At 68.8% G+C, this 13,015-nt stretch carries 14 protein-coding genes and 1 pseudogene; 9 read left to right on the top strand and 6 right to left on the bottom strand.

Translation table 11 applies throughout. From position 1 onward, the window contains the following. Positions 1 to 117: 117 nt before the first annotated feature. Positions 118 to 411 (top strand): annotated as a pseudogene (locus tag BLQ77_RS12530) (helix-turn-helix domain-containing protein); the annotation flags it as partial. 223 nt (positions 412 to 634) lie between these two features. Here the strand turns inward: BLQ77_RS12530 and BLQ77_RS29650 are convergent. From BLQ77_RS29650 to BLQ77_RS12505, 6 genes are all read right to left on the bottom strand, one after another. Continuing rightward, positions 635 to 1,333 carry an NAD(P)/FAD-dependent oxidoreductase gene (locus BLQ77_RS29650; RefSeq protein WP_278184698.1) on the bottom strand — a complete coding sequence of 233 codons (699 nt, stop codon included), beginning with the start codon at positions 1,331 to 1,333 and terminating at the stop codon, positions 635 to 637. Beyond that, positions 1,309 to 1,869, bottom strand: a complete 561-nt coding sequence (locus BLQ77_RS29645) for an FAD-dependent oxidoreductase (protein ID WP_278184697.1) — start codon at positions 1,867 to 1,869, stop codon at positions 1,309 to 1,311. The genes BLQ77_RS29650 and BLQ77_RS29645 overlap by 25 nt, the downstream gene beginning before the upstream one ends. Positions 1,870 to 1,984: 115 nt before the next feature. Next, entirely contained in the window at positions 1,985 to 2,317 is a 333-nt protein-coding gene (locus tag BLQ77_RS12520; protein WP_089959552.1) for a RidA family protein, read from the bottom strand. Between the two features lie 39 nt (positions 2,318 to 2,356). Then, entirely contained in the window at positions 2,357 to 2,758 is a 402-nt protein-coding gene (locus tag BLQ77_RS12515) for a hypothetical protein (protein ID WP_242661706.1), read from the bottom strand. 327 nt (positions 2,759 to 3,085) lie between these two features. Beyond that, positions 3,086 to 3,475: a sulfite exporter TauE/SafE family protein gene (locus BLQ77_RS12510; RefSeq protein WP_242661705.1), complete on the bottom strand. Its 390-nt coding sequence runs from the start codon at positions 3,473 to 3,475 to the stop codon at positions 3,086 to 3,088. 464 nt (positions 3,476 to 3,939) lie between these two features. After that, a complete protein-coding gene (locus BLQ77_RS12505; RefSeq protein WP_089959548.1) occupies positions 3,940 to 4,506 on the bottom strand; it encodes a penicillin acylase family protein in 567 nt (188 codons plus the stop codon). An 81-nt stretch (positions 4,507 to 4,587) separates the two neighbouring features. Here BLQ77_RS12505 and BLQ77_RS12500 point away from each other — a divergent pair, with 81 nt between their 5' ends. The 8 genes from BLQ77_RS12500 (at position 4,588) to BLQ77_RS12465 (ending at position 12,931) form a co-directional block, all read left to right on the top strand. Continuing rightward, positions 4,588 to 5,349, top strand: a complete 762-nt coding sequence (locus tag BLQ77_RS12500) for a helix-turn-helix transcriptional regulator (RefSeq protein ID WP_089959546.1) — start codon at positions 4,588 to 4,590, stop codon at positions 5,347 to 5,349. A 93-nt stretch (positions 5,350 to 5,442) separates the two neighbouring features. Then, the gene (locus tag BLQ77_RS12495; protein ID WP_089959544.1) at positions 5,443 to 6,357 is read left to right on the top strand and encodes a proline iminopeptidase-family hydrolase; all 915 of its coding nucleotides are present in this window, start codon (positions 5,443 to 5,445) and stop codon (positions 6,355 to 6,357) included. 105 nt (positions 6,358 to 6,462) lie between these two features. Further along, positions 6,463 to 7,887 (top strand): amidase, encoded by a 1,425-nt coding sequence (locus tag BLQ77_RS12490; RefSeq protein ID WP_089959541.1) that lies wholly within the window; start codon positions 6,463 to 6,465, stop codon positions 7,885 to 7,887. A gap of 54 nt (positions 7,888 to 7,941) precedes the next feature. Then, positions 7,942 to 9,480 carry an ABC transporter substrate-binding protein gene (locus BLQ77_RS12485; RefSeq protein WP_089959539.1) on the top strand — a complete coding sequence of 513 codons (1,539 nt, stop codon included), beginning with the start codon at positions 7,942 to 7,944 and terminating at the stop codon, positions 9,478 to 9,480. A gap of 77 nt (positions 9,481 to 9,557) precedes the next feature. Continuing rightward, positions 9,558 to 10,481 (top strand): ABC transporter permease, encoded by a 924-nt coding sequence (locus tag BLQ77_RS12480; protein ID WP_008888178.1) that lies wholly within the window; start codon positions 9,558 to 9,560, stop codon positions 10,479 to 10,481. Then, positions 10,478 to 11,341 carry an ABC transporter permease gene (locus BLQ77_RS12475; protein ID WP_008888253.1) on the top strand — a complete coding sequence of 288 codons (864 nt, stop codon included), beginning with the start codon at positions 10,478 to 10,480 and terminating at the stop codon, positions 11,339 to 11,341. Before BLQ77_RS12480 ends, BLQ77_RS12475 begins: the two co-directional genes overlap by 4 nt. Further along, positions 11,338 to 12,153, top strand: a complete 816-nt coding sequence (locus BLQ77_RS12470; RefSeq protein ID WP_089959537.1) for an ATP-binding cassette domain-containing protein — start codon at positions 11,338 to 11,340, stop codon at positions 12,151 to 12,153. Before BLQ77_RS12475 ends, BLQ77_RS12470 begins: the two co-directional genes overlap by 4 nt. After that, positions 12,146 to 12,931, top strand: a complete 786-nt coding sequence (locus BLQ77_RS12465; protein ID WP_089959535.1) for an ABC transporter ATP-binding protein — start codon at positions 12,146 to 12,148, stop codon at positions 12,929 to 12,931. Before BLQ77_RS12470 ends, BLQ77_RS12465 begins: the two co-directional genes overlap by 8 nt. Positions 12,932 to 13,015: the final 84 nt, after the last annotated feature.

The raw sequence follows: 13,015 nt of genomic DNA, 5'->3' as shown, positions 1-13,015 counted from the left end.
GATCCCGACCCTGGCGGCATGTCCCCCGATCGTTGCGCCCTGTGGCTGGTTTTGCTTCGCCGTTGACACCAGTTTCGATTTCGTCGCTCTCGAGGCCTTTCTGGCGCTGTTCGAAACCGGCGCCTTCGGGCCACCGCGCGGCATCTCGCGCTGTCGCAACCGGCGCTCATGCGGCGCATTCTCAAGCTCGAGGATGCGCTTGGCCCCCGGCTCTTCGACCGGACGACAGACTCGCTCCGCCCGGCACTGGCCCGGGCGCCATGGGGGAACAGCGCGATCAGCCCCACGGCGCAGCAGGCGCCCGCCAGAACGGCGGCCAGCAGCGGCGAAAGCGGCTCGAAGCGGATCGGCGGGCCGGGCTGCGGCGATGCCACGGCAATCCCCGGCACGGCGGCGACGGTGCGCAGGTAAAGCGCGGTCCGCGCCGCACGCGGGACAGCCGGAAGAACGGCAGGCTGACCAGCAGAAAGAGCACGCCCGCCGAAGATCTTGCCCAGCGTCGTCATGTCGGGCGTGAGGCCAAGGCGTTCCTGCGCGGCATGGACGAGGGCCGCCGCGCTTCGCGGGGTGCGGGCGCGTCAGATGCCTTCAGCAGAGGCCAACTCGGCGGCTAGGGTGTCGGAGTGGACGCTCATCACGCCACCCGCTTCGCTGGCAGAAGGGCGCCGAACCCGTCTTCCGGCTGCCCCGCGACCATCTGCGCAAGCAGGGCGCCGGTGGTCGGCCCGAGGGTAAAGCCCTGATGGCCGTGGCCGAAATTCATCCAGAGCCCCGCATGACGCGGCGCGGCCCCCACGAGCGGGAGCATGTCGGGCAGGCAGGGCCGCGCACCGGACCATTGCGGCTCATCCACCCGCGCGCCGATCTCGATCAGGTCGGAAATCCCGTCCTTGCCGCGCTCGAGCTGGCGTGTGTCGGGGGCGCTCTCTCGTGTCACCAGCGCGGCACCGGTGGCAAGACGCAGCCCGCTGGTCATCGGCGCGACGACGATGCCGTTGGCGACGTCCAGGAAGGGCCGCACGGGCGGGCGCGGCGCCTTGAAATGGCCGTGGTAGCCGCGCTTGTAGACCATCGGAATGCGGTAGCCGAACCGCGACAGCAGGCGCGGAGACCACGGACCAAGGGCGATGACGGCCTGCTCGGCGCTCACGAGGCCTTCCACAGTGTCGACTTGCCAGCCCTTGTCCGCCTGCCGCAGGCTCGCCGCGTCGCCGGTCAGCAGCCGTCCGCCACGTCGGACGAGAAGCTCGGCATAACCCGCCGTCAGCCCACCGGGCGAGGCGCAGCTCCAGCTGTCGAGCCAGTGGATCACCCCGGCGGGCGCCTTGAGCAAAGCCGGATCCTCACGTGCATAGTCGGCACCGTCGACGGCTCGGAAGCGGTGCCGTAGGTCCGGCCCACACGTTCGGCATCTGCGACGGCGTCTTCATAGGCGGCACGGTCGCGGTAGAGGAGACCCATGCCATCGCGCGCGATCAGGTTCTCCATCCCCGCGGCCTCGATCAGCGGCCTGTGATCCCGTGTCGAGCGCTCGGTCAGCTTCACGTAGGTGCGCGAGATCTCGGCGTGGCGGGCGGGCGTGGAGTTGAGGAAATAGCGCCACAGCGCGGGCAGCATCTCGGTCACGCCGCCCATCGACCAGGTCACGTCGTTGGTCCCGCCAAGCGCGAAGCGCAGCAGCGTCAGGGGATCGCGGGGCAGCGCGTAGGGTTCGGCCGCCTCGGCCTGGATGATCCCGGCATTGCCGAAGGAGGTTTCGCGCCCCGGCGCCTTTCGGTCGACGAGGGTGACCGCGTGGCCCTGCTCCTGCAGAGCAAGCGCGGTGGATACGCCGACCATGCCGGCACCAAGAACGAGAAAGTCGGCCATGGGAAACTCCGAAAAATTCAGGGGTCTGGCGATACCCCAGTAAGAGGTAGTGCCGAAGGCTCCGGGTGGGCCGGAGCATGGTGGTGCCCTGCTGACGGCGCACCACGAGCTGGCGTCACGCCTCTGCGATGACGGTGATCTCGACCTTCGCGTCGATCGTCAGGCCGCTCTGAACGGTGGTACGCAGCGGCAGCGGATCCGAGAAGAATTCCGTGTAGACGCGGTTGAACCCGGCGAAATCGCTGACGTCGGCCAGGTGGCAGGTCGCCGAAACCACGCTTGCAAGCGTCGGGCCCTCGGACTCGAGCGTCGCCTTGTTTCGGTCGAAGGTATTGCGGGGCTGCGCCTCGATACCCGCGGGCACGGTGCCGTCGGCGGCCAGGCCGATCTCACCGGAGAGGGACAGGGTGCTATCGGTGCGGCGGGTCTTGGATGAGGGGAGGTTCATCAGAGGTTCCTTGTCGTTCTGAAGGCGGATTGTGAGGGATCAGGAGGGCTTGGCGGGGGCGCGCGCCTTGAGCCCCTCGACCAGCAGATCGAGAAGACGCTCGGAGCTTTCGCCGCAGGAGACGTCCGCGCCGTTCTGCCAGCGCAGCACGAAGATCCGGTTGGGGATGCCCGGCAGGGCTGCCGCCGTCAGGGGACGGAGTTCGGGATCAATCTGCGCAACACGCTCGGCGAAGCGATCTTCCTTTGCGCCGCCCACATGCCAGTAGACGACCGCCGGCGAGACCCCAGATTGCGCGCCAGCGCGCGCAGGCAGAAGGCCGCGAGACCCTTTTCGTCGATCTGGGCGACCGCCGCCGAGACCACCTGACCCATGGTCAAACCGATCGCTGCGGCGCGTCCGTGCGGCGATTTGCCTTTTGTCATCGCTTATAATCGTCACGGATAGGTTTTCCGGTCAAAAAACACGCAGAATTTTCCGGCGACAGCCCGGCCGAGTTGGCTTTGCATTTATAGCACATCGTTCAATTAGAAATACGACACGCTTGGCCACACGCCGGTCCCGGAAACCCTCGGACCTGATGAATGGGGCCAAAATGACGGCACCGCCGATCCTGATCGGCTCGGCCGCCCGGCTCATGGGCGGCGCGTCCTTGCCCACCTGATCGGCGGGGCCCCGATCCTTTCCTTCGTTGCCGCCGACCGGGCTCGGCCATGGCAGATGCCGCCGCGGTCTCGAACACGCTCGTCCGACGAAGCGCAAGGCGGGCTAGCCGGTGCAATACGCGGGAGCGGTCACCGCGGCCCCGTCCGTCATCGGGCCGATCATCCCTCCGTCCGTCGTGGCGATCTTCTGCGGCGCTCCGGAGTACGGCACATGGACCACCGGACCGGGATGCTCGCCCGCGAGGCGCCAGTTCGGGTTTCCGAACAGCATGCAGAGGCCCGTCACCGCAGCCAGCGTCCCGGAGACGAGCATCAGCGTGTCCGACTTCAGCGAGGTCGCGGTGATGACGCCGAAGACCGCTCTTACCGCCAGGCAGGGCGCCCGGGCCCTGAGGAGTCCAACCTCGACCGCGCCGCGCCTGTGGTGCGACCAGGCCGAGCGGATCGAGGTGGCGATGACGGTCACCGTGGAGGTGTCAACGCACAGCTGCATGACGATGCCATCCGAAACGTTTTCCGCAGCGCGCGCCCGCACTGCCGAACAGGCGCGAGGGAGAGATGACCGGACCAACACCAGATGCGTTGTCCGGGGCGGGCCGCTCGGACCTTCCCCCCGGTGTATCTTCTCCGACCCTGTGAAAGACGCCCTGCTCGGGCCCCGCGGCAGCGTTCCGCAAGACAGGGGCGCGAGGAGCATTCGGCGTGGTCGCGCGAATTTTCGGACCAGAGCCATTTCACCCGCATATTCCGGCGGCACGAAGGACAATCACCGGGACGCTGGCGCCAGTGGCACCGGGCTGCAGAGCCATAGACCCGGGGGCCGTTGGCGCCCCTGCACTGGCACAGGGCGGCTCTGGCAACCGACCGCGGTGATGTCCGGGCCAGCGCCTGACTACGCCCCGGCCGTCTCTAGCTGGGCCCGCGCCTCGATCAGCGTCCAGTCGTAGAGCATCGGGATCATCTCGCCCTCGGACCAGAGGCCGTGCTGGTCCTGCCCGTGGGGCTGCGCCGCGTCGCCGCCCGCGCCATCACGCCGTCCCAGTCGAGCAGCCGCCGGCAGAGTGCCGCGGTCTCGGCGGATCGCCGCGCGTGCCGGGAGAGATGCGCGTATTCCCTTGCCAGTTGGCCAGCCTCACGCAACCGCGCGATCTCGGCATTGGCGCCGCGCGCGTAGGCGTCGAGCATGGCGCGCGCCTCGTCGTCATGTGCGGCGTGGTTCTTCCGACCCAGCGCCTCGGGTCCGGCCCATTCGGCCACCCGGCCATAGGCGCGGCGCCGGGTGAGGTCCATCTGGATCACCCGGTCGCGGACATGCATGCAGCCGAGTCCCTCCCACGCGGCGGCATCGCTCTTGGCCCGGATGTGCGGGATGCCGACAGACTCGCGCCAGATCTCGAAGGCGGGGCATGGAGGGCGGGCATGGGCGGAGGCTCCGTGTCTTCCGGGACGCCCGGGAATTCGGCAGCGTACCGGAATGCGGACAGTTCCTGCCGAACTTACGCGCGCCCCCCATGCCCGCGCCACCTATCAGAGTTGACAGGTCGCCCTCGGGCCCCCGCTTATGGAGACTGGACAGCGCAAGATCGGGACCAATCGGATCACCAGATGCACGACACCATAGAGTCCATCCGCAACCGCCTGTCCGAGGGCAGCCATCTCGGGCAGCGGGTCGATGCCGCCTTCCGCCAGATGCAGGGCGTCGGCTTCGACGGGATGATCTATGACTACACGCCGATGGTCAGCGGCCTTGGCGCCGACGTGCCGATCCCCTCGGTCTTCGAACAACGCAACCTCGGCGACGAGATGCGCCAGCACTGGTCCGAGGACGAGTACATCCGCCTCGACCCGGTGCAGCGGGTGGCGATGCGCAGCGCGGCGCCGTTCTGCTGGAGCTACGATTCCGACATCGACAGCATCATCCGCCCGATGCTGACCCCCGACATCGAGCCGGTCATGTCCTACCTGCGCGAGCGCGAGGTGTTTTCCGGGGTGACGGTGCCGATCCACCTGCCCAACGGCGATTTCGCCACGGTGACCGGGGTAAGCCTCGGGCGTCGGCAGAACTGGTCGGGCAGCACCTCGCGCGCCATCGCCGACCTGTCGCTCATCGCGCATCTCTTCAACCAGTCGGCGGTCGAGCTGCTGGGCTTCGACCACGAAGACGGCACGCAGGAGGTCCGGCTGACCCCGCGCGAGCGCGAGTGCCTGACCTATGCCTCCCTCGGGAACTCCGCCAAGGAGACCGCCCGGATCATCGACCGCTCGGTGCCGACCGTGGTCATGCACCTCAACGCCGCGATGCGGAAGCTCGGCGCCCGCAACCGCACCCACGCGGTGACCATCGCCACGCGGCGGCGGCTGATCTGACCCCCTCCACCCGGATACCTCATTTCTGAGAGCTAGGCCGCGCCGTCCCGCGCCGGGTAGCCTTGTCCCCGAACGACCAGAAGGGACAGGGACATGGCGTCGGAGACCATATCGGTGCGCGAAGGCTTTGCCGAATTCGGAGAGTGGAAGACCTGGTATCGGGTGACGGGCGATCTCGACGCGGGGCCGCTGCCGCTGGTGGTGGCCCATGGGGGGCCGGGCTGCACCCATTCCTACGTCGACAGTTTCAAGGACCTCGCCGCCCTCGATGGCCGGGCGGTGATCCACTACGACCAGCTCGGCTGCGGCGCCTCGACCCGGCTGCCCGAGAAGGGCGCCGAGTTCTGGACGGTCGAACTGTTCCTCGCAGAACTCGACAACCTGCTGAAGACGCTGGGCATCGCCGACCGCTACGCCTATCTTGGCCAGTCCTGGGGCGGGATGCTGGGCTCGGAGCACGCGGTTCGGCAGCCCGAGGGTCTCAAGGCGCTGGTGATCGCGGACTCGCCCGCTTCGATGAAAACCTGGGTGGCCGAAGCCAACCGCCTGCGCAAGGCGCTGCCCGGCGGCATCCACGAGACGCTGCTCAAGCACGAGCAGGCCGGCACCATGGACGACCCCGAGTACCTCGCGGCGACGGATGTCTTCTACCGCGCGCACGTCTGCCGCTGTGACCCCTGGCCCGCCGAGGTGCAGCGCACCTTCGATGCCATGGCCGAGGATCCCACCGTCTATGGCGCGATGAACGGCCCGACCGAGTTCCACGTCATCGGCACGCTCAAGGACTGGACCGTCGAGGAGCGGCTCTCGCAGATCGATGTACCGACGCTGGTGATTTCGGGTCGCCACGACGAGGCGACGCCGCTGGTGGTGAAGCCCTTCGTCGAGAATATCCCCGACAACCGCTGGGTCGTCTTTGAGGAGTCCAGCCACATGCCCCACTACGAGGAGCGCGAAGCCTGCATGGCAGAGGTGAGCGCCTACCTGCGCAGCCGTGACGACGCCTGACCCTATCAGTTCCGATAGCTATCGCTACGCGCCGTTGGCGTTACCCTGCGGAACAGGACCGGTGAGCGCCGACACGGCGCTCCCGGTCGGCAACGGAGACAGACAATGACGCCCGAAGAGTACCTGGCCCACGATGCCGTGGGGCTTGCCGATCTCGTGCGGCGTGGCGAAACCACGCCCGACGACCTGCTCGACGCCGCCATGGCCGCGACCGCTGCGGTGAACGGCGCGCTGAACGTCGTGGTCTCGACCTTCGAGGACGCCGCCCGCGCCGCCATTCGGGCGGGCCTGCCGGACGGGCCCTTCAGGGGCGTGCCCTTCCTGCTCAAGGACCTGACGGCCCATTACGCGGGCCAGCCCACCGGCTCGGCCTGGGGCCCGCGGCTGAACCGGCCCGCCGAGGCGGATACCGAGCTGGTGAAGCGCTACAAGGACGCGGGGCTGGTGATCTTCGGCAAGACCACCGTGCCCGAGCTCGCGATGGACTGGAGCACCGAGTCCCGCGCCCACGGCGCCTCGCACAACCCGTGGAACCCGGGCCACACCACCGGCACCTCGTCGGGCGGCAGCGCCGCGGCGGTGGCGGCGGGGATCGTGCCGATGGCGCATGGCAACGACGGCGGCGGCTCGATCCGGGTGCCGGCCTCGTGCTGCGGGGTCTTCGGCATGAAGCCCTCGCGCGGGCGCAACCCGGCGGCGCCCGACGGCGACCGCTGGATGGGGATGCTGTGCGAGCACGCGCTGACCTGGACCGTGCGCGACAGCGCGGCGCTGCTCGATGCCACCGCGGGCCCGCATCCGCACCAGTTCTACAACTCCCCCGCGGGCGGCAATTTCGCCGCCGAGGTAGGCCGGACGCCGGGCAAGCTGCGCATCGCCGTCTCGACCAGGGCGCCCTACGGCGCGCCGACCCACCCCGACTGCATCCGCGCCGTCGAGGCGCAGGTGAAGTTGCTCGAAGAGCTCGGCCACAGCTGCGAATGGCGCGACATCGACCTGCCCGAGAGCGGCTGGCGCGACTTCAACATGATGATCAACGCCGAGTACGCCACCGACATGGAGATCGAGGAAAAGATCCTCGGCCGTCCTGTCGGCCCCGGGGATTTCGCCCCGGTGATCTGGGACATCATCCAGCGCGGCCGCACCATCAAGGCCACCGACTACGCGCAGTGTCTCGCGGGGACGCACAAGGTGGCGCAGGCGGTGCTGTCGCTCTTCGACGACTACGACGTGTTCCTGTCGCCGACGCTGGCCAAGCCGCCGGTGCGGCTCGGCAGCTTCGACCTGAGCGTCACGCCCGAGCAGCACTACACCAACTACCTCACGTGGATGCCCTACACCCATCTCTTCAACATCTCGGGCTCGCCCGCGATGTCGGTGCCGGGGATGCACGATGCCGACGGGCTGCCCATCGGTTGCCAGTTCGCCGCCCGCCCCGCCGCCGAGGCGCTGCTCTTCCGCCTTGCCGGCCAGCTCGAGGCCGCACGGCCGTGGGCCGATAGCCGGCCTCCGATCCATTACGGCGCCTAGACGCCAGAACGACAGGCTCAGCCTGCAGTCCCTCCTCCAACAGGAACCGAACCGATGACAAAAGCCTCGAATACCCTGTTCGCGCTGCTGACCGGCGCGACCGCCCTGACGGCCCTGCCCGCCATGGCCGCGACCCTGACCGTGGCGCGCGGCGTCGATGCTGACGGGCTCGACCCGCAGCAGGTCTCGACGACCCAGTCGAGCCAGATCACCAACCTGATGTTCGACACGCTGGTCACCCTCGACGCGTCGGGCGAGGCGCATCCGGGCCTTGCCGAAAGCTGGGAGATCTCGGACGACAACCTGAGCTACGCCTTCACCATCCGCGAGGGTCTCACCTGCCACGACGGCTCGGCCTTCACCCCCGAGGACGTGGTCTTCACCTTCGACCGCGCCCGCGACCCCGAGACCAAGAACCCGCGCCTCGCGCAGTATGGTCCGATCGAGAGCGTCACCACCGAGGGCAACGTGGTGACCGTCACCATGACCGAGCCCTACGGCCCGCTCATGTCCTACCTCGGCTCGTTCTCGATCCCGATGATGTGCCAGGGCTCGGTCACCGCGGATGGCGGCTTCGAGCCCGTTGGCACCGGCCCCTTCAAGCTGGTGGAATGGTCGCGCAACGACCACATCACGCTGGCGGCCAACGACGCGTACCAGAACTTCAATCCGCTGATCGAGAACCCGGGCCGCCCCTATGTCGACGAGCTGAAACTCGTGGTGATCCCCGAGGCCGTCGCCCGCATGGCGGCGCTGCGCTCGGGCGAGGTCGACCTCGCCGAGCCCTCGCTGGAAGAGGCGGCGCTGCTCGACAGCGACCCGGCGTTCAAGGTCTACTCGGCCGACCTCTCGGGCCAGCAGGTGCTCACCGCCTTCACCTGGAAGATCCCGCCGCTCGACAACCCCGACGTGCGCCGTGCCATCGGCATGGGGCTCGACCGCGACTCCTACGCGATGATCGCCTACGAAGGCCTCGTGAGCCCGACCACCTGCCCCGCCGCGCCCGGGCTGATTGGTGTCGACCTCGAGAAATGCGCCGAGTGGGGCGTGAGCTATGACCCCGACGCCGCCCGCGCGATCCTCGAGGGGCTCGGCTACACGCAGGACAGCCCGCTCGAGGTCAAGCTCTCGGTCCACGCGCTGCCGGGCTTCGACCAGATGCACCAGATGATGCAGCAGAACCTCGCCGAGATCGGGGTGCAGGCCGAGCTGGAGACCCGTGAGGTCGCCGCCTTCTTCGACCACATGTCGCAGGAGAACATGCGCACCGAGGGCACCCCGGTGGTCTGGACCATGGGCTACTCGGGCGTCGACTCGGACTACATGACCACCATGTGGAAGACCCCGGGCTTCGTGAACATGGGCCTCGGCGGCGAGATGGACGCGATGCTCGACGAGCAGCGCACCCTGACCGGCGATGCCCGCGTCGAGAAGCTGCAGGAGATCCAGAAGATCCTGCTGGAAGAGGGCTATGCCGTGCCGCTGGTGTCGCCGGGCTGGAACTGGCTCTGGGCCTCGTCCGACAAGATCGACGGCTTCAAGACCGGCTTCGTCGCCTCGATCCTCTTCAACGACGTGAAGATCGCCGAGTGAGCGCCCCGCGCACCTGAGGCCGGGCCGGCGCGGGACATCCTGCGCCGGCTCCCCGCATTCCCCGACCGGACCCGCCCATGCTGTTTTACGTCGCCAGACGCCTGCTGACCGCCTTCATCACCATCCTCGTGGTGGTGATCCTCGCGGGCGTCCTGATCCATGTCGTGCCCGGCGACCCGATCACCGCCATGCTGGCGCAGTCGGGCAGCGCCGATGCGGACGACATCGCCCGCCTCACCGCCCAGTACGGGCTCGACCAACCGGTCTGGAAACAGGCGCTGCTCTATGCCGGCAACGCGCTGCAGGGCGATCTCGGCACCACGATCCGGGGCGGCGAGCCGGTGGCCGAGCTGCTGCTCGACCGCCTGCCCAACACCATCGCGCTGGCGGTGGCAGGGCTTGGCACCGCGCTGGTGCTGGGCATCCCGATGGGCTTCATCGCCGCGGTGAACCGCGGACGGGCCGCCGATTTCGCGGTGATGCTGATTGCCATCCTCGGAGTCTCGATCCCCGGCTTCTGGATGGGGCTCACCTTCATCCAGGTGTTCTCGCTGCACCTTGGCTGGTTCCCCGTCGCCGGCACCAGCGCCCGCAACATCGTCCTGCCCGCGCTGACGCTGGGCGTCGTGCACAGCGCGCTGGTGGCCCGGATGACGCGCTCGGCACTGGTCGACATCCTCAACGAGGACTACATCCGCACCGCGCGCGCCCGTGGCCTGCGCGAGCATCAGGTGCTTCTCGTCCACGCCATGCGGCCCGCGATGATCTCGGTCGTGACGGTGGTCGGGCTGGTCTTCGCCCACCTGCTGGGCGGCCAGGTGATCACCGAGAACGTGTTCTCGTGGAACGGCATCGGGCGGCTCGCCATCCAGGCGATGCTGCAGCGCGACTACCCGCTGGTGCAGGGGTTCATCGTGATCTTCGCCACGTCCATCGTGCTCGTCACCACCGCGCTCGACCTGCTGTACGGGCTGCTCGATCCGAGGGTCCGCCGCCGATGACCGACACCACCACCAACCACCGCCCCCGGCGCCTGCCCGCCGCGCTGCGCCAGTGGAATATCGCCGTGGGCGCGCTGATCCTCGGCATCGTCGTGCTGGCCGCCATTCTCGCGCCGTGGATCGCGCCCTACGATCCCTTCAAGATGGCCTCGGGCCCGCGCCTCACCGGCCCCTCCGCCGCGCATTGGTTCGGCACCGACGAGCTGGGCCGCGACCTCTTCAGCCGCGTGCTGCTGGGCGCCCGCCTGTCGCTCGGCATCGGGTTCGCCGCGGTGGCCGTGGGGCTGCTCTTCGGGGTGACCTTCGGCATGATCATCGCCTTCTGCCCCGAGCGGGTGAAGGCGCTGCTGCTGCGCATCGTCGATGTGGTCTATTCCTTTCCCGACACGTTGCTGGCGCTGGCGCTCGTGGCCTTCATGGGGCCCGGGGTCGAGAACGCGACCATCGCCATCGCGATCAGCCTGATTCCGTTCTACGCCCGCGTGACCTATGGGCTCGCCGCCGTCGAGCGCGCCAAGCCCTATGTCGAGGCGGCGCAGATCGCCCAGGCCGCCCCCGCCCGCATCATGCGCATCCAGGTGCTGCCCAACATCCTCCAGAGCCTCATCGTCATCGGCAGCATCGGGTTCTCCTCGGCGATCCTGTCGGCGGCGGGCCTGTCGTTCCTCGGGCTGGGCGTGCAGCCGCCCTCGCCGGAATGGGGATCGATTCTCGCCTCGGGGCGCAACTACATCAGCCGCGCGCCGTGGATCCTGATCTTCCCCGGCCTCGCCATCTGCCTCACGGTGCTGAGCTTCAACCTGATCGGCGACGGCATCCGCGATCTGACCGATCCCAAGAGCCGCAGGAGGCGCTCATGACCGGGGCCCTGATCTCCGTCCGCGACCTGTCGATCCGCTACGGCGGCCCGGACGCTCCCGCCGCCGTCGACGGCGTCAGCTTCGACGTCAACCCCGGCGAGATCGTGGCGCTCGTGGGCGAGTCCGGCAGCGGCAAGAGCAGCGTCTCGCTCGCCGTGATGTCGCTCTTGCCCGACAGCGCACATGTGGGGGGGAGCATTCTCTTCGAGGGCCGCGACCTTGCAGCCTGCGGGCGGCGCGAGATGGAGAACATCCGCGGCAACCGCATCGGCATGATCTTCCAGGAGCCGATGACCTGCCTCAACCCGGTGCTCTCGATTGCACGCCAGATGACCGAAGGGCTGGTGCGCCACCGCGCCATGTCGCGCAGCGCCGCCCGTCGTCGCGCGCTGCAGGCGCTGGCCGACGTGGGCATCCCCGAGCCCGAGCGGGTGATGAATTCCTTCCCGCACGAGCTTTCGGGCGGCATGCGCCAGCGGGTGATGATCGCAGCGGCGCTGACGCTCGAGCCGTCGCTGCTGATCGCCGACGAGCCGACGACGGCGCTTGATGTCACGGTGCAGGCGCAGGTGCTGGACCTGCTGGTCGAGATCCGCAACCGCACCGGCGACGGTGTGCTGCTCATCACCCATGACATTGGCGTGGTGGCCGAGGTCGCCGACCGCGTCGTTGTCATGCAGGGCGGCCACGTGGTCGAGCACGGCCCGTGGGAGCAGGTCATCCGCGCCCCGCGCGAGGCCTACACCAAGGCGCTGATCGGCGCCCACATGAGCCTCGAAGAGGCTCTCACGGACGGAGGTCTGCATGGCTGACCAGACGCCGGCGCCGGCCATCGAGGTCCGCGACCTGACCAAGAGCTTCCGCGTCAACGGCCGCGATGTGCACGCCCTGAACGGGGTGAGCCTCGCGGTGGGGCATGCCGAGACGCTGGGCATCGTCGGAGAGAGCGGTTCGGGCAAGTCCACGCTCGGGCGCATCGTGGTGGGGCTCGAGACCATGAGCTCGGGAGAGATCCTTCACGAGGGCACCGCGATCTCCGGGGTCGGGCGGGCCGAGCGCAACGCGCGGCTGGCGAAATGCCAGATGATCTTCCAGGACCCCTACGCCTCGCTCAATCCGCGCATGACCATCGGGCGGCAGATCCACGAGACCCTGCGCGCCCACGGCAGCCGTCAGCTGGCGCATAACCTCGCCACGGCGGCGGTGCTGCTGGAACGGGTGGGCCTGCCGCAGGACGCGGCGGGGCGCTACCCGCACGAATTCTCCGGCGGGCAGCGCCAGCGCATCGCCATTGCACGCGCGATCTCGACCGGGCCCTCGGTGATCGTGGCCGATGAGGCGGTCTCGGCGCTCGACGTGTCGATCCGCGAGCAGATCCTCGACCTGATGGCCGAGTTGAAGGGCACGACCTCCTATCTCTTCATCTCGCACGACATGGCGGCGGTGGCGAAGTTCTGCGACCGCATCGCGGTGATGCACAAGGGCCGGCTGGTCGAGCAGGGCACGACCCGGCAGATCATCTCGGCCCCGCAGGATCCCTACACGCAATCGCTGCTCGAAGCCGTCCCCCGCATCGGCCGCCGCCGCTGACCGGCGCGGGGCCGCCGTCTCCTCCCGGCTTCCGCGCGAGGGCGGCGCAATGGCAATCGCCCCGCCCTCGTCATGGGGGGCCAC

The sequence above is a fragment of the Salipiger thiooxidans genome, from assembly GCF_900102075.1.
Lineage (GTDB): Bacteria > Pseudomonadota > Alphaproteobacteria > Rhodobacterales > Rhodobacteraceae > Salipiger > Salipiger thiooxidans.
This window is presented reverse-complemented; position numbering and strand designations above follow the sequence as displayed.

Excerpts from the sequence above, each read along its gene's own strand:
- BLQ77_RS12465 (WP_089959535.1), top strand. The coding sequence starts at position 12,146 with ATGGCTGACCAGACGCCGGCGCCGGCCATCGAGGTCCGCGACCTGACC.
- BLQ77_RS12475 (WP_008888253.1), top strand. The coding sequence starts at position 10,478 with ATGACCGACACCACCACCAACCACCGCCCCCGGCGCCTGCCCGCCGCG.
- BLQ77_RS12495 (WP_089959544.1), top strand. The coding sequence starts at position 5,443 with ATGGCGTCGGAGACCATATCGGTGCGCGAAGGCTTTGCCGAATTCGGA.
- BLQ77_RS12470 (WP_089959537.1), top strand. The coding sequence starts at position 11,338 with ATGACCGGGGCCCTGATCTCCGTCCGCGACCTGTCGATCCGCTACGGC.
- BLQ77_RS12520 (WP_089959552.1), bottom strand. The coding sequence starts at position 2,317 with ATGAACCTCCCCTCATCCAAGACCCGCCGCACCGATAGCACCCTGTCC.
- BLQ77_RS12510 (WP_242661705.1), bottom strand. The coding sequence starts at position 3,475 with ATGCAGCTGTGCGTTGACACCTCCACGGTGACCGTCATCGCCACCTCG.
- BLQ77_RS12480 (WP_008888178.1), top strand. The coding sequence starts at position 9,558 with ATGCTGTTTTACGTCGCCAGACGCCTGCTGACCGCCTTCATCACCATC.
- BLQ77_RS12490 (WP_089959541.1), top strand. The coding sequence starts at position 6,463 with ATGACGCCCGAAGAGTACCTGGCCCACGATGCCGTGGGGCTTGCCGAT.
- BLQ77_RS29645 (WP_278184697.1), bottom strand. The coding sequence starts at position 1,869 with ATGGCCGACTTTCTCGTTCTTGGTGCCGGCATGGTCGGCGTATCCACC.
- BLQ77_RS12500 (WP_089959546.1), top strand. The coding sequence starts at position 4,588 with ATGCACGACACCATAGAGTCCATCCGCAACCGCCTGTCCGAGGGCAGC.
- BLQ77_RS12485 (WP_089959539.1), top strand. The coding sequence starts at position 7,942 with ATGACAAAAGCCTCGAATACCCTGTTCGCGCTGCTGACCGGCGCGACC.